This is a genomic window from Streptomyces mutomycini, from assembly GCF_001700505.1.
Taxonomy (GTDB): Bacteria; Actinomycetota; Actinomycetes; order Streptomycetales; family Streptomycetaceae; genus Streptomyces; species Streptomyces mutomycini.
The window spans coordinates 20,313-41,551 of the sequence record NZ_MAPV01000070.1 but is presented as its reverse complement, the minus strand read 5'-3'; the positions used below and the strand labels follow the sequence as shown (position 1 = coordinate 41,551).

19 protein-coding genes and 1 pseudogene are annotated in these 21,239 nt (G+C 72.2%); 8 read left to right on the top strand and 12 right to left on the bottom strand.

What is annotated here, in order from left to right; genetic code table 11:
• Positions 1 to 784 (top strand): ATP-grasp domain-containing protein (locus BFF76_RS11225; protein WP_065848119.1); only part of this gene is annotated, 784 nt, incomplete at its 5' end.
• A gap of 166 nt (positions 785 to 950) precedes the next feature.
• Here the strand turns inward: BFF76_RS11225 and BFF76_RS11220 are convergent.
• The 3 genes from BFF76_RS11220 to BFF76_RS11210 all read right to left on the bottom strand — a co-directional run bounded on the left by BFF76_RS11220 (position 951) and on the right by BFF76_RS11210 (position 5,936).
• Positions 951 to 4,004 (bottom strand): AAA family ATPase, encoded by a 3,054-nt coding sequence (locus tag BFF76_RS11220; protein ID WP_065848118.1) that lies wholly within the window; start codon positions 4,002 to 4,004, stop codon positions 951 to 953.
• The gene (locus tag BFF76_RS11215) at positions 4,001 to 5,167 is read right to left on the bottom strand and encodes an exonuclease SbcCD subunit D (protein WP_065848117.1); all 1,167 of its coding nucleotides are present in this window, start codon (positions 5,165 to 5,167) and stop codon (positions 4,001 to 4,003) included. The genes BFF76_RS11220 and BFF76_RS11215 overlap by 4 nt, the downstream gene beginning before the upstream one ends.
• Before the next feature lie 133 nt (positions 5,168 to 5,300).
• Complete coding sequence (locus BFF76_RS11210) at positions 5,301 to 5,936, bottom strand: YigZ family protein (RefSeq protein ID WP_065848116.1); 636 nt, start codon at positions 5,934 to 5,936, stop codon at positions 5,301 to 5,303.
• Positions 5,937 to 6,019: 83 nt separating this feature from the next.
• Here BFF76_RS11210 and BFF76_RS11205 point away from each other — a divergent pair, with 83 nt between their 5' ends.
• On the top strand, positions 6,020 to 6,436 hold the full coding sequence (locus tag BFF76_RS11205) for a CoA-binding protein (RefSeq protein ID WP_031094154.1): 417 nt from the start codon (positions 6,020 to 6,022) through the stop codon (positions 6,434 to 6,436).
• A 107-nt stretch (positions 6,437 to 6,543) separates the two neighbouring features.
• Positions 6,544 to 7,368, top strand: coding sequence for an AAC(3) family N-acetyltransferase (locus BFF76_RS11200; RefSeq protein WP_065848115.1), 825 nt, complete (start codon positions 6,544 to 6,546; stop codon positions 7,366 to 7,368).
• Between the two features lie 91 nt (positions 7,369 to 7,459).
• Here BFF76_RS11200 and BFF76_RS11195 read toward each other — a convergent pair whose 3' ends face one another.
• Positions 7,460 to 8,044: a helix-turn-helix domain-containing protein gene (locus BFF76_RS11195; RefSeq protein ID WP_031094156.1), complete on the bottom strand. Its 585-nt coding sequence runs from the start codon at positions 8,042 to 8,044 to the stop codon at positions 7,460 to 7,462.
• Between the two features lie 93 nt (positions 8,045 to 8,137).
• Between BFF76_RS11195 and BFF76_RS11190 the strand changes: the two genes are divergently transcribed.
• Positions 8,138 to 9,004 carry an EamA family transporter gene (locus tag BFF76_RS11190; RefSeq protein ID WP_031094157.1) on the top strand — a complete coding sequence of 289 codons (867 nt, stop codon included), beginning with the start codon at positions 8,138 to 8,140 and terminating at the stop codon, positions 9,002 to 9,004.
• Positions 9,005 to 9,185: 181 nt separating this feature from the next.
• Here the strand turns inward: BFF76_RS11190 and BFF76_RS11185 are convergent.
• Positions 9,186 to 9,881, bottom strand: a pseudogene (locus BFF76_RS11185) (acyltransferase); the annotation flags it as partial.
• 148 nt (positions 9,882 to 10,029) lie between these two features.
• On the opposite strand from BFF76_RS11185, the gene BFF76_RS11180 reads away from it, so the two are divergent.
• Positions 10,030 to 10,563 carry a gamma carbonic anhydrase family protein gene (locus tag BFF76_RS11180; protein ID WP_031094159.1) on the top strand — a complete coding sequence of 178 codons (534 nt, stop codon included), beginning with the start codon at positions 10,030 to 10,032 and terminating at the stop codon, positions 10,561 to 10,563.
• A 125-nt stretch (positions 10,564 to 10,688) separates the two neighbouring features.
• On the opposite strand, the gene BFF76_RS11175 is transcribed toward BFF76_RS11180, so the two are convergent.
• Entirely contained in the window at positions 10,689 to 11,351 is a 663-nt protein-coding gene (locus BFF76_RS11175) for a DedA family protein (RefSeq protein ID WP_031094160.1), read from the bottom strand.
• A gap of 129 nt (positions 11,352 to 11,480) precedes the next feature.
• Positions 11,481 to 11,918 carry a DUF4442 domain-containing protein gene (locus BFF76_RS11170; RefSeq protein ID WP_031094161.1) on the bottom strand — a complete coding sequence of 146 codons (438 nt, stop codon included), beginning with the start codon at positions 11,916 to 11,918 and terminating at the stop codon, positions 11,481 to 11,483.
• A gap of 109 nt (positions 11,919 to 12,027) precedes the next feature.
• Here BFF76_RS11170 and BFF76_RS11165 point away from each other — a divergent pair, with 109 nt between their 5' ends.
• Both BFF76_RS11165 and BFF76_RS11160 read left to right on the top strand, forming a co-directional pair.
• On the top strand, positions 12,028 to 13,062 hold the full coding sequence (locus BFF76_RS11165) for a DUF8017 domain-containing protein (protein WP_065848114.1): 1,035 nt from the start codon (positions 12,028 to 12,030) through the stop codon (positions 13,060 to 13,062).
• A 68-nt stretch (positions 13,063 to 13,130) separates the two neighbouring features.
• Complete coding sequence (locus tag BFF76_RS11160; RefSeq protein WP_065848113.1) at positions 13,131 to 14,441, top strand: MFS transporter; 1,311 nt, start codon at positions 13,131 to 13,133, stop codon at positions 14,439 to 14,441.
• On the opposite strand, the gene BFF76_RS11155 is transcribed toward BFF76_RS11160, so the two are convergent.
• From BFF76_RS11155 to BFF76_RS34410, 4 genes are all read right to left on the bottom strand, one after another.
• Positions 14,403 to 15,248, bottom strand: a complete 846-nt coding sequence (locus tag BFF76_RS11155; RefSeq protein ID WP_065848112.1) for a spermidine synthase — start codon at positions 15,246 to 15,248, stop codon at positions 14,403 to 14,405. The genes BFF76_RS11160 and BFF76_RS11155 overlap by 39 nt on opposite strands.
• 40 nt (positions 15,249 to 15,288) lie before the next feature.
• Complete coding sequence (locus BFF76_RS11150) at positions 15,289 to 16,140, bottom strand: patatin-like phospholipase family protein (RefSeq protein ID WP_065848111.1); 852 nt, start codon at positions 16,138 to 16,140, stop codon at positions 15,289 to 15,291.
• Between the two features lie 69 nt (positions 16,141 to 16,209).
• On the bottom strand, positions 16,210 to 17,379 hold the full coding sequence (gene tuf / locus BFF76_RS11145) for an elongation factor Tu (RefSeq protein ID WP_031094167.1): 1,170 nt from the start codon (positions 17,377 to 17,379) through the stop codon (positions 16,210 to 16,212).
• Between the two features lie 93 nt (positions 17,380 to 17,472).
• Entirely contained in the window at positions 17,473 to 17,595 is a 123-nt protein-coding gene (locus tag BFF76_RS34410; protein WP_267882484.1) for a hypothetical protein, read from the bottom strand.
• A 299-nt stretch (positions 17,596 to 17,894) separates the two neighbouring features.
• Here BFF76_RS34410 and BFF76_RS11140 point away from each other — a divergent pair, with 299 nt between their 5' ends.
• Complete coding sequence (locus BFF76_RS11140; protein WP_065848110.1) at positions 17,895 to 19,085, top strand: acetyl-CoA C-acetyltransferase; 1,191 nt, start codon at positions 17,895 to 17,897, stop codon at positions 19,083 to 19,085.
• 154 nt (positions 19,086 to 19,239) lie between these two features.
• Here the strand turns inward: BFF76_RS11140 and BFF76_RS11135 are convergent, their stop codons facing one another.
• Positions 19,240 to 20,679: an MFS transporter gene (locus tag BFF76_RS11135; protein WP_053931210.1), complete on the bottom strand. Its 1,440-nt coding sequence runs from the start codon at positions 20,677 to 20,679 to the stop codon at positions 19,240 to 19,242.
• Positions 20,680 to 21,239: the final 560 nt, after the last annotated feature.

Sequence of the window (21,239 nt, the reverse complement as noted above, 5' to 3'; positions counted from 1 at the left end):
CCGGCGCGCCGGTGCACAGGTCGTCCTGGTCGATCACGACGCGCTGCTCGCCGGGGACGCGGAAACCGCCGTCGGCCGGGTACGGCGGGACTCGGGGCCGTACTGGTACCGGGGCTGGATGATTCCGTCCGCCCGCTACGCGGAACTGGAGCGCGCCCTCGCCGTACGCGGCTGCGCGCTGCTCACCGACGCCACCGCGTACCGCACCGCCCATGAACTCCCGTGCTGGTACGAGGCGTTCGCCGGTCTCACCCCGCGCAGCGTGTGGCGCACCCTGTCCGTGGGAGAGGCTCTGCCGGATCCCTCGGTCTGGTCGGATCTCGCCGGGCGGCTCGGCTCCGGCCCCGGCATCGTCAAGGACTTCGTGAAGTCCCGCAAGCACGAATGGCATGAGGCGTGTTTCGTCCCGGACGTGCGGGACGGGGTTCGGCTCGCCGGCGTCGTCGGCCGGCTCGTCGAACTGCAGGGCGACTTTCTGGCCGGCGGAGTGGTGCTGCGCGCGTACGAGCCGTTCGTCCCGGGCGGTGAGGCCCGGGTGTGGTGGGTCGACGGTGAGGCAGTGCGGGTGACAGCTCATCCGGACACGCCCGGCCGGCTGCCGACGCCCTGCCTGGGCGCTGTCGGCGAGGCGGTGCGCACGCTCGGCTGCCGGTGGGTGAGCACCGACATGGCACTGCGGGAGGACGGGGTGTGGCGGGTGGTGGAGGTCGGTGACGGCCAGGTCAGCGGCCTGCCCGCCGACGACGACGGCGAGAGCCTGTTCAGCGCGCTCCTCGGGCCCTGAGCCCGCCGGGGTCTCGCGTTCCCCTGCGACCGCAAGCGCCGTGGGGCCGCCCGTCCGTGGTCCGTGCCGGTGGCTGCTTCCCGTGGAGGCGTGACGCGCAGGATCGGCGCCCTCGGCTCCGTGGACGCCGGCGTCGTCCACTCCTCGCACCTCCCCCGTCGGGCGGTCAGCCCCTGAGCGTTCCGGCCGCCCGGTGGACGACCGCCGATCCGTACCGTTCCTTCACGACCTCGAGCTGTGCCGGGATACGGCGGCGCAGATCGGCCACATGGCTGACGATCCCGACGCTCCGGTCGCGTTCGCGCAGCGAGTCCAGGACGTCGAGCACCTCGTCCAGGGTCTGGTCGTCCAGACTGCCGAATCCCTCGTCGATGAAGAGCGTGTCCAGACGTACGCCGCCCGCCTCGTCCGTCACCACGTCGGCCAGGCCCAGAGCCAGGGCGAGCGAGGCGAAGAAGGTCTCCCCGCCGGACAGGGTGGCCGTGTCGCGCTCCCGGCCCGTCCAGGAGTCGACGACGTGCAGGCCGAGACCGGCCCTGCGGCTCCCGCTGCGTCCATCGGAATGGACCAGGGTGTAGCGGCCCGACGACATTCGCTGGAGGCGGGCCGTCGCCGCGGCGGCCACCTGTTCGAGGCGGGCCGCGAGTACGTACGCCTCCAGACGCATCTTGCGCTCGTTGTCCGCGGAGGTGCCCGCGGTCAGCCCGGCGAGACGGGCCACCCTTTCGTACTCCTGGCGCAGTGGACCGAGGGCACGCACCTCTTCCTCCGCGCGGCACGAGAGCCGGCCGAGCTCCGCGCTGCGCTCCTGCGCGGCGGCGTGTGCCGCCGCGCCGTCGCGCAGGGCCTGCACCGACAGGTCGTACGCCGCCTGTGCGGCGTCCGGTGCCGCGGCCGGCCGGCCGGCCGCGGCACGGGCGTCCTCCTCGGCGAGCCGGTCGGCGACGGTGGCCGCCTCCGTCTGCCAGGCGTCGATCCGGTGCTGGAGCTCCCGTTGCGCGGTGTCGCCGAGCAGCTTCGCCGCAGCGGCCTGCGGCGTGTCGAATCCGGCCCGGAAAGCGGCGTCGGCAAGCCTGCCGTCGGCCTCCTTGAGGCGCTCGGCCGCGTCCTGCTCGGCGCGGAGCGCCTCCGCGGCGTCCGCCAGCAGCACGGCACGGCGCTCGAGCAGCCCGGCGTGCTCGGCCACTGAGGCACTGGCACCACGGGCCTTCACCAACTCGGCTTCCAGCGCGCGCTGTTCACGGTCGAGCGCTTCGCGCTGCGAGGTACGGGCAGCGGCGCGCCGCTCCGCCTGCTGCCGGTCGTCGAGCCGTCCGGCGTACTCACGCTCGGCTACGGCGAGTGCCTCCCGTGCCGCATGTGTTCCCGCGGCCAGGCGGTGTGCTTCCGCGTGCTCCCTGGTCAGGCGGTCGACGGCCGACCGCAGTTCCTCGACGTCGGATGCGGTCCGGTCCGCCGCTCCGGGGGCGCCCGCGTCGTCCTGCGGGGCCGCCGCCTCGGCCCGTGCCGCCGCGAGGCGTTCACGCAGGACGACGAGTTCGTTCTCCGCCTGCGCCCGGGCCCGGTCGGCCCGCTGGTGGACGGCGAGCGCCGCCTCCTCCGTGGCCCGGTCGACATGGCCGTCCTCCGCGCGGGCCGGCGCCGGGTGCTCCGCCGAGCCGCACACCGTGCAGGCCACCCCGTCGGCGAGCTGACCGGCCAGTTCCGCCGCGATGCCGCGCAGCCGCCGCTCCCGTAGCGTCAGCCACTCCTCGTGCGCCTCCACCGCGCGCTCACGCGCCGCGGTGAGGGCCGTCGCCGCCGTTTCCTCCTGTGCGGCCAGGGCGTCGCGCCGACGCGCCGCCTCCAGCCTCCTGCGCGCCGGGGCGAGCCGGCCGGCCAGTTGTTCCGCGCGGGTCGCGGCGTCCTGAGCCCTCTCGATGCGGTCCCTGAGGCTCCGGTGAGTGGCGTCCCAGCCGGCCAGCCATTGGGCCGCCTCGTGGATCGTGTCGTCGTCGGAGCGGGACTGCCGCTCCAGCCCGGCCCGTTCGGCGTCGATCTCCCGGCTGCGCCGCTCCGCACGGCGTGCGGCGTCGAGCGCGCCCAGCTCCGCCCTGAGTCCTCGTTCCAGGCCGGCCAGTTGCTCGGAGCCCGCCTCGGCCAGTTCGGGAGGCAGCCCGGCGCGTGACCGCTCACATGCCGCGACAGCCGTGCGGTGGGCCCGCTCGGACTCCTCCCACAGGCCGAGCGCCGGGGCGACCAGATCCGCCTTGCGCGCGCGGGACAGCTGTTCGTGGCAGCGGTCGCGTTCCGCGCGGCGCTCCTCCAGCCCCGCGGCACGGCGGCGGGTCTCCTCGTACCGCTGCTGGAGCCGGGCCAGTTCACGCTCGGCCTCGAACGCGTGGCGTGCGGAGGCGTTCCGGCCCTCGGCCGCGGCCAGGACGCATTGGGCGATGTCGAACCGTTCGCGGGCTCCGCTGCGGGCGACGGCGGCCCACTGCAGGACCCCCTCGGCGAGACCGGGTTCACCGGGCCGCTCCTCCGGCGGCGCCGCCTCGTCCGCCGCCGGACCGGCCGCCTGAGCGATGCGCTGGGCCAGGGCGAGGATCTGCCCGTCCGCTGCCCTGACCCGGGCTTCGGCCGCCCGCCGCAGGTCGGCCAGGCGCTCCTCGACGGCCGCGAACCGGCGGGTGTCGAAGAGCCGGCCGAGCAGCTTGCCGCGCGCCTCCGCGTCGGCGCGCAGGAACCGCGCGAAGTCGCCCTGCGGCAGCAGCACGACCTGGCAGAACTGGTCCCGGCTCATCCCGATGAGCCCGCCGATCTCCTCGCCGATCTCCTGGTGGGAGCGGCTGAGGGCCTTCCAGCCGTGCTCGGGGTCGTGTTCGCGCAGCCAGCTCTGCGCCTTCTCGGTCGTGAAACCGCCGCCCCTCTTCTTGGGACGGGGCTGGGCAGGGCGTCTGGTGACTTCCAGACGGCGCCCCCCGACGGTCAGTTCCAGACACACCTCGGTCGGGCGGTCGACAGGGGCGTGGTCACTGCGCAGTGAGGTACCGGGGCTCTGCCGGGCACCGGGCACAGCTCCGTACAGGCCGTAGCAGACGGCGTCGAGGACGGATGTCTTGCCTGCGCCGGTGGGACCGTGCAGCAGGAATATCCCGGCCGCCGACAGTGCGTCGAAGTCGACTTCCTGTGTGGCACCGAAGGGTCCGAACGCGGTCAGGGTGAGTTTGTGCAGCCTCATCGGGACACCTCGTTGACTCCGTCGCCGACCCTTACGTCGTCGAAGACGGCACGCAGCACGGTCCGCTCCTGCGCACTGGGTCCGCTTCCGCCCCTCACATGGGCCACGAAGTCCTCCGCCACCTGCTGGTCGTCACGCCCCTTGAGCCGCTGGGCGTACGACGCGAGGGGATCTCCGGGGGTCCGCTCGGGGTCGAAGACCAGGCTGAGGGTGTGCGGGAAGCGCTCCAGCAGGCGGGCCATCGGTTCGTCCGGCCGCGCCGGGTCGGTGAGGGTCGCCTCCACCCAGGAGTCCCGGTGCCGTTCGAGGGCCGGGTCCTCGAGCAGCGTGCCGAGGCGTCCGCGGAGCCGTGCCAGTGGGCGCGGCGCCGGGCAGTCGATGCGTTCGGCGGCGAGGTCTCCGCCGTGGCCGAGGTCGATCAGCCACATCGTCTTGCGGTGCGCGTGCTCGGAGAAGGAGTACGCGAGGGGGGAGCCCGAGTAGCGCACCCGTTCGGTGACCGTCTGGCAGCCGTGCAGGTGGCCGAGCGCCACGTAGTCGACGCCGTCGAAGACTCCCGCGGGGACAGCGGCGACGCCGCCGACCGTGATGTCGCGTTCGCTGTCGCTGGGTTCACCGCCCGCCACGAACGCATGGGCGAGCACGACCGACCGGGTGCCGTCGGGCCGGGAGGCGAGATCGGCCCGCACCCTGTCCATGGCAGCCGAGAGGACGGCTTCGTGCCCCGCCTTAGAGGCGCCGAGGCTCTCCCGGACAAGTGCCGGTTCGAGATAGGGCAGCCCGTAGAACGCCACGTCTCCCTGCGTGTCGCTCACGACGACGGGGGCGGCGCACTCGGCGGGGTCGGTACGCAGATGGATCCCGGCCCGTGCGATCAGCCCGGCGCCGACTCCGAGTCTGCGGGCCGAGTCGTGGTTCCCCGAGATCATGACGGTCGGCACTCCGGCGGCGGCGAGCCGGTGCAGCGCGTCGTCGAACAGCTGGACGGCCGACAGCGGCGGCACGGCCCGGTCGTAGACGTCGCCCGCCACGACGACCACGTCGACGGAGTGCTCCCCCACCGTCCCGACGAGGTGGTCGAGGTAGGCGGCCTGGGCGTCGAGCATCGAGACGCGGTGGAAGGACCGCCCCAGATGCCAGTCCGAGGTGTGCAGAATCCTCACGGCATCACTCCGACGACTCCGACCTGCATGTTCCACTTCCTCCGCCCCCGGGACCCGGCCGGCCCGGCACCCCGCCCGCCGTGGATTTCCACGGCCGGCCCGACCACGCTAGTGCCGCGCGGTCCCGGATCACTCATCCGGATCGGACATCCCCGTACGCCTCGCCACCGAGCTCGAGCGTTGCGGAGCCCGCGGTGGCATCGGCCAGCCAGGCCCTGAAACCGTCGATATCCGCGTCGGGCAGCCCGATCGCGATGGTCACCGCCTCCGCGTACGTCACGTCGTGAACGGCACGGCCGGTGGCGCGCAGGTCGTTCTCCAGCTTGCCCGCCCGTTGGTGGTCAACGGTGACGGTGGCGAGGCGGTACCGGCGGCGGGTGGTGGTACCCAGCGCGTCGAGCGCTTCCCCGACCGCTCCTCCGTACGCCCGGATCAGTCCGCCCGCGCCGAGCTTGACGCCGCCGAAGTAGCGGGTGACGACGGCGACGGCGTACCGCACCTCCCGGCGCATGAGCATCTGCAGCATCGGGACGCCCGCCGTCCCGCCGGGCTCCCCGTCGTCTCCGGCCCTCTGCACGGAGGCGTCGGCGCCGATGACGTAGGCGAAGCAGTTGTGGTTGGCGGCGGGGTGTTCCCTGCGGACGCGCGCGATGAACTCCTGCGCCTCCTGCTCGGTGGCGGCGGGGGCGAGCGCGCAGAGGAAACGCGACCGGCTGATCTCGGTCTCGTGCACGCCCGCGCGGGCGACTGTCCGGTACTGCTCCTGCATCGGTCCACCCTATGCGTCGTTCCGTCCCGCACTTTTCACCCTTCCGTGGGGAATGGCCGGGCCGGGCCGTCCGTTGTCAGGGCATGTACGCAGACGATGAGACGGTTCGCAGGATCCTCCGGGACACGGGCGACACCTGGGCGGTGGTCGGTCTGTCCGACAACAGCTCCCGCGCGGCCTACGGGGTGGCCGAGGTCCTCCAGCGCTTCGGCAAGAGGGTGGTGCCCGTCCACCCGAAGGCGGAGCGGGTCCACGGCGAGCAGGGTTACGCCTCACTGGCCGCCATACCCTTCCCGGTCGATGTGGTGGACGTCTTCGTCAACAGCGACCTGGCGGGTGGTATCGCCGACGAGGCGGTGGCGGTCGGCGCGAAGGCGGTCTGGTTCCAGCTCGGTGTGATCGACGAGGAGGCGTACGAGCGCACCCGCGCGGCCGGCCTCGCCATGGTGATGGACCGCTGCCCGGCGATCGAGATACCGCGCCTCGCCCCTCGCTCCTGACCGTGGGCGGGTAGTCGTGCCGACCCGCGCCGGTGACCGTTGCGCGCGGCCCTGCCTTCCCCGGGGGCCGGAAGGCGTGGTGTCGTACCGAGGCCCCGGCGGGGAGAATGTCCGCTGTGACACGGCATCTCCTCCCGGGCACTGAGCGCACCACCACCCAGCTGTACGAGCTCGGAGTGCGACGGGGTGGCGTCCTCCTGGTGCACGCCTCGATGCGGGCCGCGGGCGGGAGCGCCGGGGCCATGGCCGGCGCGCTGCATAGTGCGCTCGGACCGGAGGGAACGCTGGCCGTCCCAGCGTTCACCCCGGAGAATTCCGACACCTCGCGCTCCTACCAGGACCATGTGCGCGGCATGAGCGAAGAGGCCCGCGCGGCGGTGCGTGCGGCGATGCCCGCCTTCGACCCGGCGGTCTCTCCCGCACCCTCGATGGGAGCACTCGCCGAGACCGTGCGGCTGGCTCCGGGGGCGCTGCGCAGCGCCCATCCGCAGACCTCGTTCGCCGCGCTCGGGCCGGGGGCGGCGAAGCTGCTCGGGGGCCACCGCCGGGACTGCCACCTGGGCGAGGACTCCCCCCTCGCCCGGCTGTACGAGGCCGACGCCCAGATCCTGCTGCTGGGCACGGGCTTCGACAGCTGCACCGCCTTCCACCTCGCGGAGTACCGCCGCCCCTGCCCGCCCCGTCGTCCGTACCGCTGCGTGGTGGCGTCGGAGGGCGGAGCTCAGGACGGCGGGCGCCGTTGGTGGGAGTACGAGGACATCGCTCTGGACGACAGCGACTTCGCCGCGCTCGGGGCCGACTTCCTGAGTGCGCGGACAGGTGTGTTCGGCACCGGCCGGGTGGGCGCGGCGCGCAGTCACCTGTTCTCCCTGCGCGCCGCCGTGGACTTCGCCGTGGGATGGTTCGGGAGACATCGGGCCGACGGCTCCTGAGCGGCTCGCGCCACCGGCCTGCCTCAGATCCGGAGGCACTCCAGGACGACCACTTCGGCAGTACGGGCGGCGCCCCGCCGATGCGGATCGCTCACTTGCCTTCCCGGCGGACCGGCGGGATCGACACTGCCATGGTCAGATCAGTGGGCTCCGGGCCGTCGTTGCGGTAGCTGTGCGGCACATGGGCCTCGAACGTCGCAGAGGTACCGGCGGGCACCGTGTGGGCCTCGCCGTCGACGACCAGGGTGAGTACACCCGCCGTGACGTGGAGGAGCTCCACGGTTCCCTCGGGGTGCGGGTCGGAGGCGCTGCTGTCGCCGGGCATCAGATGCCAGGACCAGAGCTCGATCGGCCCCCTGGCCTCCGTACCCACCAGCAGCGTGGTCGAGCTGCCCGCGTCCGTCGACCACATGCGCACCGCCTGGCTCTCGGGTACCAGCCGGACCTGGGATCCCTGCTCGTAGTCGAGCAGCGTGGTGATGCTGACGCCCAGCGCATCGGCGAGCTTGACAGTGGTGCCGACGCTCGGGTTCGTGCGCGCCTGCTCGATCTGGATGATCATGCCGCGGCTGACGCCTGCTCGGGCCGCCAGCGCGTCCAGGGTGAAGCCGCGCTCGCCTCGCCACCGCTTGAGGTTGCGCGCGAGCGACTGAGTGAGCTGATCGAGGTCAGACACGTTCCGTCCAATATGCTGGATGACAAGGTCGAAAATATTGCACTACGGTGTGGTGTACCCCACCGACCACCGCACTGTACTGCGAGGCGCCCGATGACCGCACTGTTCGCCCTGGCCACGAGCCTGCTGTGGGGTCTGGCCGATTTCGGTGGCGGACTGCTGACCCGGCGCACGCCCGCTCTCACCGTGGTTGTCGTGTCGCAGTGCATCGCCGCCGCCGTCCTCGGTGTCGTCGTGTTCGCGACCGGCGGCTGGAGCGAGGCCGGGGGCCGGCTCTGGTTCGCGGTCGCCGCGGGGGCCGTCGGCCCGGTCGCGATGCTGAGCTTCTACAAGGCCCTTGCACTGGGCCCGATGGGGGTGGTCTCCCCGCTCGGCTCCCTGGGGGTCGCGGTCCCGGTGGGAGTGGGGCTGCTCGTCGGTGAGCGGCCCGGACTGCTGCAGTTCGCCGGGGTGGCCGTCGCCGTCTCCGGAGTAGTCCTGGCCGGAGGGCCGCAGCTCCGCGGTGCGCCGGTGCAGCGCCAGGCGGTCGTCCTGACCCTGCTGGCCGCGTTCGGCTTCGGAGCGGTGATGGCACTGATCGCGGAGGCCTCCACGACCGTGACCGGCCTCTTGCTGGCCCTCTTCGTCCAGCGGGTCACGAACATCGCGGTCGGCGGAACGGCGCTGTACGTCTCCGTGCGCCGTGGCGGCCGCGCACTGCCAGAGGAGGGCGGAATCGGCGTCGTGCGGGCTGCGCTCCCCGCGCTCGCCTTCGTCGGGCTCGCCGACGTCGCGGCCAACGGCATGTACGCGATGGCCGCGCAGCACGGCCCGGTCACCGTGGCCGCCGTCCTCGCCTCGCTGTATCCGGTGGTGACGGCACTGGCCGCTCGGGGAATCCTCGGCGAGCGGCTGCGCGGGGTCCAGGCGGCGGGCGCGGGCCTGGCCCTGCTCGGGACGCTCCTGCTCGCGACGGGCTGAAGACGCCCTGGGCCGAAGACCCACTGGACCTAAGACGCCTGGGCCGAAGACACCACGGGTCGAAAGGCTCCACAGGCGGGCTGCCCCGTAAGAGGTCAGCTCCCGTCGGCGGGGTCCTCGAGCAGCAGCGCCAACGCGGCCAGCTGCTCGGGGGTGACATCGTCGGGGATCGGCACCGGTGCGTGACATCGTCGGGGATCGGCACCGGTGCGGGCGTACGCAGCGGCGGCTGCCAGCCCTTCTCCGGATCCCAGCGCCGCACCACCCGGGCCGGCGCACCCGCCACCACCGCGTGGTCGGGGACCTCTCCGCGCACGACGGCACCCGCCGCGACCACGACGTTGCGGCCGAGCCTGGCCCCCGGGAGGATCACCGATCCGGTGCCGATCCAGCATCCGGGCCCGATCACCACCGGCTCCATGCGCGGCCACTGCTTGCCGACCGGCTCGTCGGGATCGTCGTAACTGTGGTTGGTGGAGGTGATGTAGACATACGGACCGCAGTAGGTGTCCGAGCCGATCGACACCGATGTGTCGGCGATGACATGGCTCCCCCGGCCCAGCACCACACCGTTGCCCAGGGTGAGGATGGGTTCCGATCCCAGATCGAGATCGGGCATCAGGCCGGCCGTGAGCGTCACCTGCTCGCCGATGATGCAGTGGTCGCCCAGCTCGATCCAAGGCTCCCCGAACACGGTGCCCTGCGGGAAGGCCAGCCGGGTCCCCGCGCCGATACGTCCGAACCGGAGCCGCCCGGGGTGCCGCGCGGTGACCGCCCCGGTCTCCTGCACCCAGGCCCAGACGCGGTGGACGGCGCGGGACGCGACGAGGCGCCGCCGGAGGGCCAGGGAGGGGAACACGTTCCGGTTCTTCGGCACCCGCTCACGGTAGTCGGCCCGCCCGGAGGGGTTCCGCGCGACAGGCTGTGATGTTCACCCCACCTGTCCGGGACGCGGTGACCGTCCATTACGGTTCGTGCGGAGCAAGGGGCGCCGAGCGCACCACACCCCACCGGAGGAGCAGGCGATGGCAGAGCGGGCATTGGTCACCGGCATCGGCGGCAAGGAGCCGGACATCGACCCGGACGCCTTCCTCGCCCCGACCTCGGTCGTCGTCGGCGAGGTCTCGATGGCCCCGGGCTCAAGCGTCTGGTACCACGCCGTCCTGCGAGGCGACGGCGGCCCGATCTCCCTCGGCCCCGACAGCAACATCCAGGACAACTGCAGCGTGCACACCGACCCCGGCTTCCCGCTGACGGTGGGGGCCCGGGTCTCGGTCGGCCACAACGCCGTGCTGCACGGCTGCGTCATCGAGGACGACGTCCTGGTCGGCATGGGCGCCACCGTACTCAACGGGGCGCACATCGGAGCAGGCTCCCTGATCGCAGCACAGGCCCTCGTGCCGCAGGGGATGCGGGTGCCGCCGGGCTCCCTCGTCGCCGGCGTACCCGCCAAGGTCAAGCGGGAGCTGACGGCGGAGGAGCGTGAGGGCATCGCCTTCAACGCGGCGGGTTACGTGGAACTGGCGAAGGCCCACCGGGAGGCGCACCAGGAGGGCTGACGGTCACCGGGCCAGGAGAGCGGGCCGCCGGCCGAGGGGCACCACGCCGGTCCACACCCGGCCGGAAGGCCGGTCCGGACCCCGTCAGCAGGCCGGTCCGCACCGGGTCGGCAAGCCGGTCCGGATCAGTCGGCCGCGGGCACCGCCTCCGGCTCCGGCGCGGGCACCCGGCGGTCGGCCTGCTCGGCGGCCTTCTTGGCGCGGTTCTTCAGCACCAGCATCGAGATCACACCGAACAGCACGGCGGTCAGCAGCCCCAGCCACGAGAAGCGCTTGAGCCACGCCTCGGCGACGACTCCCACCGAGTAGATGACGGCTGTGGTGCCGCCCGCCCAGACGATCCCGCCGAGCACATTGGCGATCAGGAACTTCCAGTACGGCATGCGCAGCACACCGGCCAGCGGCCCCGCGAAGATCCGCAGCAGTGCGACGAAGCGGCCGAAGAAGACCGCCCACACGCCCCACTTCGTGAACGACCTCTCCGCCAGGGCGATCTGGGGCTCCCCGAAGTGCTTGGGGAACCTCCCTCCGAGCCAGGCCAGGAGCGGGCGGCCTCCCCTGCGGCCGATCGCGTAACCGATCGAGTCGCCGATGATCGCCCCGGCCGACGCGCAGGCGCCGAGCACCACGGGGTCGATGTCGCCGTGCTGGGAGGCGAGGAGCGCCGAACTCACGAGGATGATCTCGCCGGGCAGCGGGATACCCAGACTCTCGAGTCCGATGACCACCCCCACCAGGAGGTAGATGCTGACCGCGGGGATCGTCTCGAGCCACTCCTGGACGTGCAACGCGGGTCCTTCCCGTAAGAAATGTGCAGCCGTGCACCACGAGTGGTGCACGGCGGGCAGCCTACCGGGCCGGACGTCGGAAGCGGCGGGCGCGGCTCCCTGGCACGGGCCACGCGGGGCGGGTACGGGTCAGCGGTTCGGACGCAGCGTCCAGACCACGCTCATCTCGCTGGTGACGGCGCCGTCACCGCGCCGGATCTCGACGGTCACGGGAAACTCCGGGCGCTTTCCCTCGTCCAGTTCGGCCACGACCTCGGACACCGGGCGGCCGAGCAGCGCGGTCGCGGTGAGATCCCCCATGGCCACCTTCTTGAATGCCATCTCCGTGGTGACGGGCAGCGGTACGGCCCGGGACATCTGGTCGCCGAACGCGGCGACGACGATTGCGCCGCTCGCCGACTCGGCGAGGGTGAACATCGCTCCGGCGTGCGGTCCGCCGAGGTGGTTGTGGTACTCGGCGCGGTCGGGGAGTGACAGGACGGCGCGCTCGGTGGTCGTCTCCAGGTAGGTGATGCCAAGGGTCCGGACCATGGGGACGCTCGCGGACAGGATGTCGCCGACTGTCATCTCTTCAGTACTCATGAGACAGATGTTACTAGCGAGTAGCAGTCTTTGACCATCCCCTCACAGGGGCGCCCGTAGCAGTGGCCGCCCCACCCCTCTATGGTTACTGGCCATGTGGCCAGGACAGCAGCCGCCCGGGGGCGAGCAGAACCCGCAGGACCAGAATCCGTACCAGCAGCCGGGGTACCAACAGCCGAATCCCTATCAGCAGCAGGGATATCAGCAGCAGGGCCAGCCGGGGCAGGGGCCGGGCTATCCGCAGCCCAACCCGTACCAGCAGGCCACGGTGCCGCAGTACGCCGTACCTGGCGGTCCCGGCGGCCGGCAGCCGGACGACAGGAAGAAGACGACGATCGTCGCCGTACTCGCGGCCACGGCGGTCGTCATCACGGCCGTCGTCACCGGGGTCGTCGTCATGAACAAGGACGACAAGGGCGGCTCCGACGTCGCCGACGGCAAGGAGTCCTCGTCCCCGTCGGCGAAGGAGTCCGACGCCTCGTCCTCACCCGCGGCGAACCCGCGGGGCGGTGAGGACGCCGCGCCCACGATTCCGGGCTGGAAGGTCGTGACCAATCCCAAGTGGGGCACGCAGTTCGACGTGCCCGGGGACTGGGAGATCGCGAGCAGCGGAATGATCTCGGGCTTCGAGGACGTGAAGGACCCCACGGGTCCGCCCGCGGTCGGTTTCTCCGCTCCGGCCTACTTCAAGAGCAAGTGGTGCAGCGACGACACGGACAAGGACGGCGAGAAGGAGGACACCGGCCTGGCCGGTGTCGGCACCAAGGGGGCCCAGGGCGCCAAGAGCACGGACGAGGCCGCCACGAACGAGGCCGCCAACTGGGTCTGGGCCGCCTATGCCCAGAAGGACCCGAAGGAGAAGGTCAAGACCGCCGAGCCCAAGCCGTACACGACCAAGTCGGGCCTTTCCGGCAGCTTCGTCACCGCCACCGCCAGCGGACTGGCCAAGAAGGACAAGTGCGACACCGACGGCAAGTCGATCGCGTTCACCTTCAAGAACGCCGAGGACGAGTACTCGTCCTGGATCCTCTACGCGAACGCCGGTGTCGACGACGAACTCCCGGACGCGACCATCCAGAAGATCCTCAGCACGGTGCGCCTCGTGGAAGGTGCCGGGACCACGTCCTGAGCCTCCGGCGGGCACGGCCGGGACCGCCCCATTTGGCGGGAGGGGGCCGGGGCGGGGATAGTCCCCTGGTGACTTCCGCCGCTCCCTCTCCCCCGCCCTCTCTCCGCTCCCTGCCGGAAGGCCGCAACTTCGGTCTGCTGACCGCCGCCGCGATCATCACGAGCCTTGGCACCAACGGCGCTCTGATCGCGGCGGCGTTCGCCGTTCTCGAGTCGGGTGGCGACAGCGGCGACGTGGGCCTGGTGGCCGCCGCGCGTACGGCGCCGCTGGTGTTCTTCCTGCTCATCGGCGGTGCGGTCGCGGACCGGCTGCCGCGTCACCGGGTGATGGTGGCGGCCAACACGCTCAACTGCGTCTCGCAGGCGGTGTTCGCCTGGCTGGTCCTGACCGGGGACGCCGAGCTGTGGCACATGATGGTGCTGACGGCACTCTGCGGTACCGGCCAGGCCTTCTTCGGTCCGGCTGCCGAGGGCATGCTGCTTTCCAGCGTCAGCGGGGAACAGGCGGCCCGCGCCTTCGCCTTCTTCCGCATGTCGATGCACGGCGCGGCCATCGGCGGCGCGGCGCTCGGCGGCGCCATGATCGCGGCCATGGACCCGGGCTGGGTGCTGGCGGTCGACGCGGTGGCGTTCGCCGTCGCCGGGGCGCTGCGGGCCTTCCTGGACGTGAGCCACATCCCCCCGCGCGCGCCGGGCGGCGGGCTGCTCGCCGATCTTCGGGAGGGCTGGCGTGAGGTCGCCGGACGCCCCTGGCTGTGGGCGGTCGTGCTGCAGTTCTCCGTGGTCGTGGCGGTCGTAGGAGCAGCCGAGGCGGTGTACGGCCCGCTGGTGGCGAGGGACGAACTCGGAGGCGCTCGCCCCTGGGGCTTCGCTCTCGCGGCGTTCGGCGTCGGCACCCTGGGCGGTGCGCTGCTGATGATGCGATGGAAACCCCGGCGGCTGCTGCTGGCCGGGACGCTCTGCGTCTTCCCGCTGGCCCTGCCCTCCGCGGCGCTCGCCATCCCGCTGCCGGTGGCCGGCCTCTGCGCGGTGATGTTCGTGACGGGGGTCGCCATCGAGGTGTTCGGGGTTTCCTGGATGACGGCCCTCCACCAGGAGATCCCCGAGGACAAGCTGTCCCGGGTCGCGGCGTACGACTGGTTCGGCTCGGTCGCGATGGTGCCGCTGGCCACGGCGGCGGCCGGCCCTGTGGAGACGCTCGTCGGCCGCAGCGAGGCCCTGTGGGGCTGCGCCGCCCTGATCGTGCTGGTGACGGCGGGCGTGCTGTTCGTACCCGGCGTACGGAATCTGAAGCGCCGCAGCTCGGTGGCGAAGGTCAGCGTGCCGGAGCAGTCCCGGAAGTCAGCCGATGCCGAAGGCTCCGTCGGGGGGCTCGGGTGAGGCCACGGCCTCGTTGTCCCGTACCGGCTTCGCACCGCCGATGAGCCGGGCGAGCGACGCACCGTGTTCGACCCGCGCGGGGAACGCGTCTGCGGCGCACAGCCTGGTGAGCGGGGTGATGTCGAGTGGGGCGCGGGAGGCGAGCAGCACGGCGTTGCCGAAGCGCCGGCCACGCAGGACGGCCGGCTCGGCGATGAGGGCGAGCTCGTCGAACACCTCAGCGAGGTTGGCCAGTTGTGACCGCAGGAAGGCGAAGGGAGCGCTGTCGGCCAGGTTGGCCGCGTAGACGCCGTCCGCACGCAGGACGCGTGCGGCGGCCCGCGCGTATTCGACGGAGGTGAGGTGCGCCGGCACCCGTGCCCCGCCGAACACATCGGCGATCAGGAGGTCGGCGGAGCCTTCCGCCGCCTTTTCGAGCCAGCCGCGGGCATCGGTGCCGTGCACGGTGACACCGGCCCCCGCCGGCAGCGGCAGGTGTTCGCCGACCAGCTCGACGAGCCCCCGGTCCGCCTCCGCCACGTCCTGCCGCGAGCCGGGGCGGGTCGCCGCGACGTAGCGCGGCAGCGTGAGCGCGCCGCCGCCGAGGTGCACCACGTCCAGCGGTGCCCCCGGGGCGCCGGCACGGTCCACGACGTGGCCGAGCCGGCGTACGTACTCGAATTCGAGGTGCTCCGGCTCGTCGAGGTCGACGTAGGACTGCGGGGCGCCGTCGACCGTGAGCAGCCAGGCCCGGTCCCGGTCGACGTCGGGCAGCAGCCTGGCGGTGCCGCAGTCGGTCTCGCGGATGACGGGTATCGGCTCGTTCACTCCCCCATTGTGACGGGCGCCGGTCCCTCCTCCCGCCGGGTCAGCCTGTCCACACCGCCGCGACCGCTTCGGTGTGGGCCGCGGACTGGGCGAGGCCGGCCCTGGCCGCCGCGGCCCTGCGTGCGGGGTCCAGGGAATTGCGGCCGATGGGCTTCCGGGTGGCCGCGTCCGGGGTGATGACCTCTACGCGGGCACCCGCCGCCTCCAGTTCGGCGGCCTGTGCGCGGGGCGAGACGATCACCTTGCTGCCGGTGGCGGTGGGTGCGATCACGACGACGCGCCCGTAGCCGGAAGCGAGATGCGCGTTGGCCGGGGAGTGCACGCCCCCGTCGATCCAGCTCCCGCCGCCGGCGTCGACCACCGGCCAGACCACGGGGACCGCGCAACTGGCGGTGACGGCGTCGGCGAGCGCGACCGTGCCCGTCCTGTCGAAGGTGTGCAGCGCGCCGGTGGACGCGTCCACGGCGGTGACCAGCAGGTGCCGTTCGGGCCATTCGGGCGACGGGAGCAGGCCCGCGATCGTTTCCCGCCGCTCGGCCGCGGACACTCCGGGCCGGCTGTCGCGGGCCAGGGCGCCCAGCCTGCGGCCGTACTCGTCGGGCGTACGGGAGGAGAGCGCCGCTCTCGCGAAACGCAGGATGGCGACGGGGCCGAGCCGGGCCGCCGCCCCCCTGTCGCCCTCCGGGGCGGCGAGCTGCCGCTCGTAGAGGTCGCCGATACCGGCAGGTCCGAAGGCGAGCCGCGCCCCGACGATGGCACCCGCCGAACTCCCGACGATCAGATCCGCGGTGGAGAGGTCGACGCCCGCCTTGGCGAGCCCGTGCAGGATGCCGCTTTCCCAGGCCGTGCCGGTGACGCCTCCGGCACCGAGTACGAGAGCTGTGTCTGCCATGGCCCCCAGTCTGCCGGAGAAGGCGCGGCCCGCCTTCCCGGGGTCGGGAAGGCGGGCCGCGCCCGGGCCTCAGAGCAGGCCGGTGACCGTGCCCGCGCCGACCGTGCGGCCGCCCTCGCGGATCGCGAAGCCGAGACCGGACTCCAGCGGGACGTCACGGCCGAGCTCGACGGTCATGGTGACCGTGTCACCGGGCCGCGCCACCGCGGCCTCGCCGAGGTCGACGTCGCCGACGACGTCCGCCGTACGGATGTAGAACTGCGGCCGGTATCCCGTGGTGACCGGCGTGGTGCGGCCTCCTTCCCTGGCCGACAGGACGTACACCTGCGCGGTGAAACGCCGGCTCGGGGTGACGCTGTTGGGCGCCGCCACCACGTGGCCGCGTCGGACGCGGTCGCGCTCGACCCCGCGCAGCAGCAGCGCTACGTTGTCGCCGGCCTCCGCCGACTCCATCGGCTTCCCGAAGGTCTCCAGGCCGGTGACGACCGTCTCGATGTCCGCGCCGAGCACCGACACCCGGTCCCCCACGCGCACCGTGCCGCGCTCCACGGCGCCGGTGACGACCGTGCCGCGGCCCGTGATGGTGAGCACGTTCTCCACGGACAGCAGGAACGGCGCGTCGATGTAGCGCACCGGCATCGGCACGTACGTGTCGATCGCGTCGAGCAGCCCCTCGATGGACGCCGTCCACCGCGGGTCCCCCTCCAGGGCCTTGAGGCCCGACACCCGTACGACGGGCACCGTGTCGCCGCCGTAGCCGTGCGCGGAGAGCAGCTCACGGACCTCCAGCTCGACCAGGTCGGTCAGCTCGGGGTCACCCGCGTCGGCCTTGTTGAGGGCGACGACGATGTGGTCGACGCCGACCTGACGGGCCAGCAGGACGTGCTCCGCGGTCTGCGGCATGATCCCGTCGAGCGCGGAGACGACGAGGATCGCCCCGTCGAGCTGCGCCGCTCCGGTGACCATGTTCTTGATGTAGTCGGCGTGGCCGGGCATGTCGACGTGCGCGTAGTGCCGGGTGTCGGTCTCGTACTCGACGTGCGAGATGTTGATGGTGATGCCGCGCTGCGCCTCCTCGGGGGCCCGGTCGATCCGGTCGAACGGCACGAAGGTGCCGGTCCCGCGGTCGCTGAGCACCTTGGTGATGGCGGCGGTCAGGGTGGTCTTGCCGTGGTCGACGTGGCCCATGGTGCCGATGTTGAGGTGCGGCTTGGTGCGTACGTATGCCGTCTTGGGCATGGCTCGTTCCTTGGAATTCGAAGCTGAGAGAAGAAGACCCCAGGGCCCCGCCGACCCTCCCCTTGCGGGGTCCGCCGGACTGTCGGGGGAGGGTCAGCTTCGGGCGCCGCCGAAGAGCGCTGCGGGCGCTGCCGCGAGTGCGGGCGCGGGGTTCGCGGCAGCCTTCGGCGCGTCCGCGACTGCGGACTGCGCTGCGAGGAAGGCGTACCGGAACATGCCCCTGAGGATGCCGGAGCGGCGCGGCGCCGTCGAATGGTTTTCCCGCGGGCCGCGCCGCCCCGCGGCGCCGGTCGGGGGTCGGCGTTCACTGGGACTCCAGGCCCTGAAGTGGTGCACACCGCCCGCCGGGAACCCGCCGCCGCGACCGGGCAACGTGCTGTTCCGCCTGTACGGCGCCGGGCCCCCTCCGATCGGCTATGCCGTCGCTCACACCGCCGCAGCCCTCCTGTCGTGGGGCCAACCCGTGGGTAATGTGGCCGTGTTGTGGTCCACCACTACTACCCACGGAGGACATCGTGTCCGGATCCGTCATCCTGGCTGGGGCCCGTACACCCACCGGTCGCCTGCTCGGCGCTCTGAAGGACCTCTCCGGAGCTCAGCTCGGGGGCATCGCGATCAAGGCGGCTCTGGAAAAGGCGGGGGTGACGCCCGAGCAGGTGGAGTACACGATCATGGGGCAGGTGCTCACCGCGGGCGCCGGCCAGATCCCGGCCCGCCAGGCCGCGGTGGCCGCGGGCATCCCGATGAGCGTCCCGGCGCTCACCGTCAACAAGGTGTGCCTCTCCGGGATCAACTCGATCGCTCTGGCCGACCAGCTGATCAGGGCCGGTGAGTTCGACCTGGTCGTGGCGGGCGGTCAGGAGTCCATGTCCCAGGCACCGCACGTGCTTCCCCATTCGCGTTCGGGTTTCAAGGCCGGTGACGTGCCGCTGGTCGACCACATGGTCCACGACGGCTTGTTCTGTCCTTTCGACCAGCTGGGCATGGGCGTCTCGACCGAGAAGTACAACAGCCGTTACGCCGGCCTGACCCGGGAGAAGCAGGACGCCTTCGCCGCGGCCTCGCACCAGCGGGCCGCCGCCGCGGCGGCCGCCGGCCGGTTCGCCGAGGAGCTGGCGCCCGTGACCGTCCCGCAGCGCAAGGGCGACCCGGTGGTGTGTGACACCGATGAGGGCGTGCGTCCCGGCACCACGCCGGAGGCTCTGGCGAAGCTGCGTCCCGTGTACAGCGCCGACGGCACCATCACGGCGGGGACGGCTTCGCAGATCTCCGACGGCGCCGCGGCCGTGGTGGTGGCGAGCAAGGCCAAGGCCGAGGAGCTGGGCCTGTCCTGGATCGCCGAGATCGGCGCCCACGGCGTGGTGGCCGGACCGGACGGGAGCCTGCACGAGCAGCCGTCCAACGCGATCATGGCTGCGCTGGCCAAGGCGAAGCTGGAGCCGTCCGATCTGGACCTGGTCGAGATCAACGAGGCGTTCTCCGCCGTCGGTATCGTCTCCACCGAGCAGCTGCGCATCAGCCCGGACATCGTCAACGTCGACGGCGGGGCCATCGCGCTCGGCCACCCGATCGGCGCCTCCGGCGCCCGGCTCATCGTCCACCTGGCATACGAACTGCGCCGCCGGGGCGGCGGACTCGGCGCGGCGGCGCTGTGCGGCGGCGGTGGGCAGGGCGACGCCCTGCTGATCCGCGTACCGTCCGCCTGACGGCCGGCCGGAGCAGCGCGGCCGGGAGCCGCAGGAACGACACGGCCCCCTGGGGGCGGCCCACATGGTGGCCGCGCCCAGGGGGCCTTACGCACCCCTTCGACCGTGCCGTCCGGGTTGCCCCTGGGGGGCACCTGGTGGCGTGACCTGGTCCTCAGGCGTCCACGGCCGCCGCTGCCGGCGCGGGTTTCTGCCGCAGCGTGATGAGCATCGTGCCCACCACCGCCGCGCACAGGATGTTGACGGCCATTGCGGCGACGTAGACGTGGTGGAAGGAAGCGATGTCGCCGGAGGTCGGGCCCAACGCCATGATCGAGGCGAATCCGGCGATGCCGATCGCACCCCCGACCTGGCGCACCGTCAGGGTCATGCCCAGGCCGCCGGCGAACTTCTGCGGGGGCACCGTCCCGGCCGCTAGCGACGACAGACAGGTGATGGCGAGGCCGAGACCGCCGCCGCCGAGGATGGAGGCCGGCAGCCAGCCGCCCAGGAAGTTGGGCGTGGGGCCGAAGAGGCTGGACGCCCAGATGGCGTTGCTCGCCGTGAAGGACAGCGCACCCAGGACCGTCACCTTCACCTGGGTCCCCGGCCGGGTGAGCCGTCCGGCGGCCAGCGAGCCGGCCATCGAGGAGACGGCTCCGATGCTCAGCGCACCGGCCGTCTGCAGGACCGACCAGTGCCAGATGTCGGCGGCGAACAGCGGTGCGGCCAGCATCCACGCGAACATCGTCATGTTGAGCATGCCGAGACCGAGGTTGGCGGTCCGGAACACGGGGCTGCGCCACACCGTCATCTCGAGGGCCGGCGCCGGGTGCGTGCGCGAGCGGATCACGGTCACGGCCACGAGCGCCAGTCCGGCCAGCCCGAGTCCGACGGTGCGGGCATCTCCCCAGCCCCAGGTGTCCCCTTCCGTGAGCGCGCTCACCACCCCGCCGATGCCCAGTGCCAGCGCGATGCTGCCCACCGCGTCCGGCAACCGGTCCCCGGTGCCGCGCAAGCGCTGCCTCGGCAGCATCAGGACAGCGGCGACCAGCATCGCGCCGCACAGCGGGAGATTGACGTAGAACACCGAACGCCAGCCGAAGGACCGCAGCAGCAGCCCGCCCGCGGCCGGTCCGATGACGGCGGAGAAGCCCGCCACCGCGGACCAGGTTCCGACCGCTCTGGCGATGCGGTCCCGTGGTGTCGTGGCGAGGATCAGGCCGAGCGCGGCGGGGACCATGCCACCTGCCGCCGCGCCCTGGACGATCCGCGCCGCGATGAGCCACCAGATGGACGGCGCCACGGCGCAGACGAGCGAGGCGACGGCGAAGGCTGCCAGGGACCAGAGGAAGACCGTGCGCCTGCCGACGCTGTCGGCGATCCTTCCGGCGGGGGTGAGCACGGCTGCGAGCAGGATCGTGTAGCCGCTGAGTACCCACGTCACGGTGTTGAGCGACGTGCCCGGGAAGTCGTCCAGGATGTCGGGGAAGGCGATGCTGACGATCGAGAGGTCGAGGAAGGCCATGAAGCTCGCGCCACTGCACAGCGCGAGGACGAGGGCCTGGTTGACCTCCCGTGTCGTGCGGCTGTGCTCAGCCGGCTCGTCGGGCATGCCCGTCCCCTCGGATCGTGCACCTCGTCGAACTAGTCTGCGGTTCAACTAGGCGCGTGGAAAGGTTGGTTGAAGCGGTACAGCCGGAGCAAGTGTGCTGCTGCTCCCCCTCGAAGGCAGGCGAATCGCATTATCAGCACGTGTGATGACCATCACTCAGGAATCGTTCGAAGATCTTTGCGGTGATGCCTTGCGATCGGTCTCACGGCAGGCCAATGATGGGTCGGCGCCCGGGGAACGGGCGCAGCATTCGAGGGCCGCTACCGCACCATCGCGCGACAGTCGATCTCCGCGGCCCGGTATCCCGGTACGTCCGACGACAGCGTTTCCGTCACAACAGCACGTGCGCACTGAGGCAGTTCAGCACTTGGCACACTCGCAATTCTGACAGCGCGGACCACTCACGACGCAGCCGCTCGTACGACTGCTCGTGGGGCGGACGCCGCTCGATCTCGGGGGGATCGGCACGGGCGCACGGGGACCAGAACCCTGTGCGCGCGCTTGGATCCGGCACGTACTGGTCCTCACAGGGCCGCCTCGGTGCCGTTCCGTTGCCATGC

Excerpts from the sequence above, each read along its gene's own strand:
- BFF76_RS11210 (WP_065848116.1), bottom strand. The coding sequence starts at position 5,936 with ATGCAGGAGCAGTACCGGACAGTCGCCCGCGCGGGCGTGCACGAGACC.
- BFF76_RS34410 (WP_267882484.1), bottom strand. The coding sequence starts at position 17,595 with ATGTTCCGGTACGCCTTCCTCGCAGCGCAGTCCGCAGTCGCGGACGCG.
- BFF76_RS11165 (WP_065848114.1), top strand. The coding sequence starts at position 12,028 with ATGTGGCCAGGACAGCAGCCGCCCGGGGGCGAGCAGAACCCGCAGGAC.
- BFF76_RS11190 (WP_031094157.1), top strand. The coding sequence starts at position 8,138 with ATGACCGCACTGTTCGCCCTGGCCACGAGCCTGCTGTGGGGTCTGGCC.
- BFF76_RS11200 (WP_065848115.1), top strand. The coding sequence starts at position 6,544 with ATGTCCGCTGTGACACGGCATCTCCTCCCGGGCACTGAGCGCACCACC.
- BFF76_RS11205 (WP_031094154.1), top strand. The coding sequence starts at position 6,020 with ATGTACGCAGACGATGAGACGGTTCGCAGGATCCTCCGGGACACGGGC.
- BFF76_RS11170 (WP_031094161.1), bottom strand. The coding sequence starts at position 11,918 with ATGACAGTCGGCGACATCCTGTCCGCGAGCGTCCCCATGGTCCGGACC.
- BFF76_RS11135 (WP_053931210.1), bottom strand. The coding sequence starts at position 20,679 with ATGCCCGACGAGCCGGCTGAGCACAGCCGCACGACACGGGAGGTCAAC.
- tuf (WP_031094167.1), bottom strand. The coding sequence starts at position 17,379 with ATGCCCAAGACGGCATACGTACGCACCAAGCCGCACCTCAACATCGGC.
- BFF76_RS11180 (WP_031094159.1), top strand. The coding sequence starts at position 10,030 with ATGGCAGAGCGGGCATTGGTCACCGGCATCGGCGGCAAGGAGCCGGAC.
- BFF76_RS11150 (WP_065848111.1), bottom strand. The coding sequence starts at position 16,140 with ATGGCAGACACAGCTCTCGTACTCGGTGCCGGAGGCGTCACCGGCACG.
- BFF76_RS11220 (WP_065848118.1), bottom strand. The coding sequence starts at position 4,004 with ATGAGGCTGCACAAACTCACCCTGACCGCGTTCGGACCCTTCGGTGCC.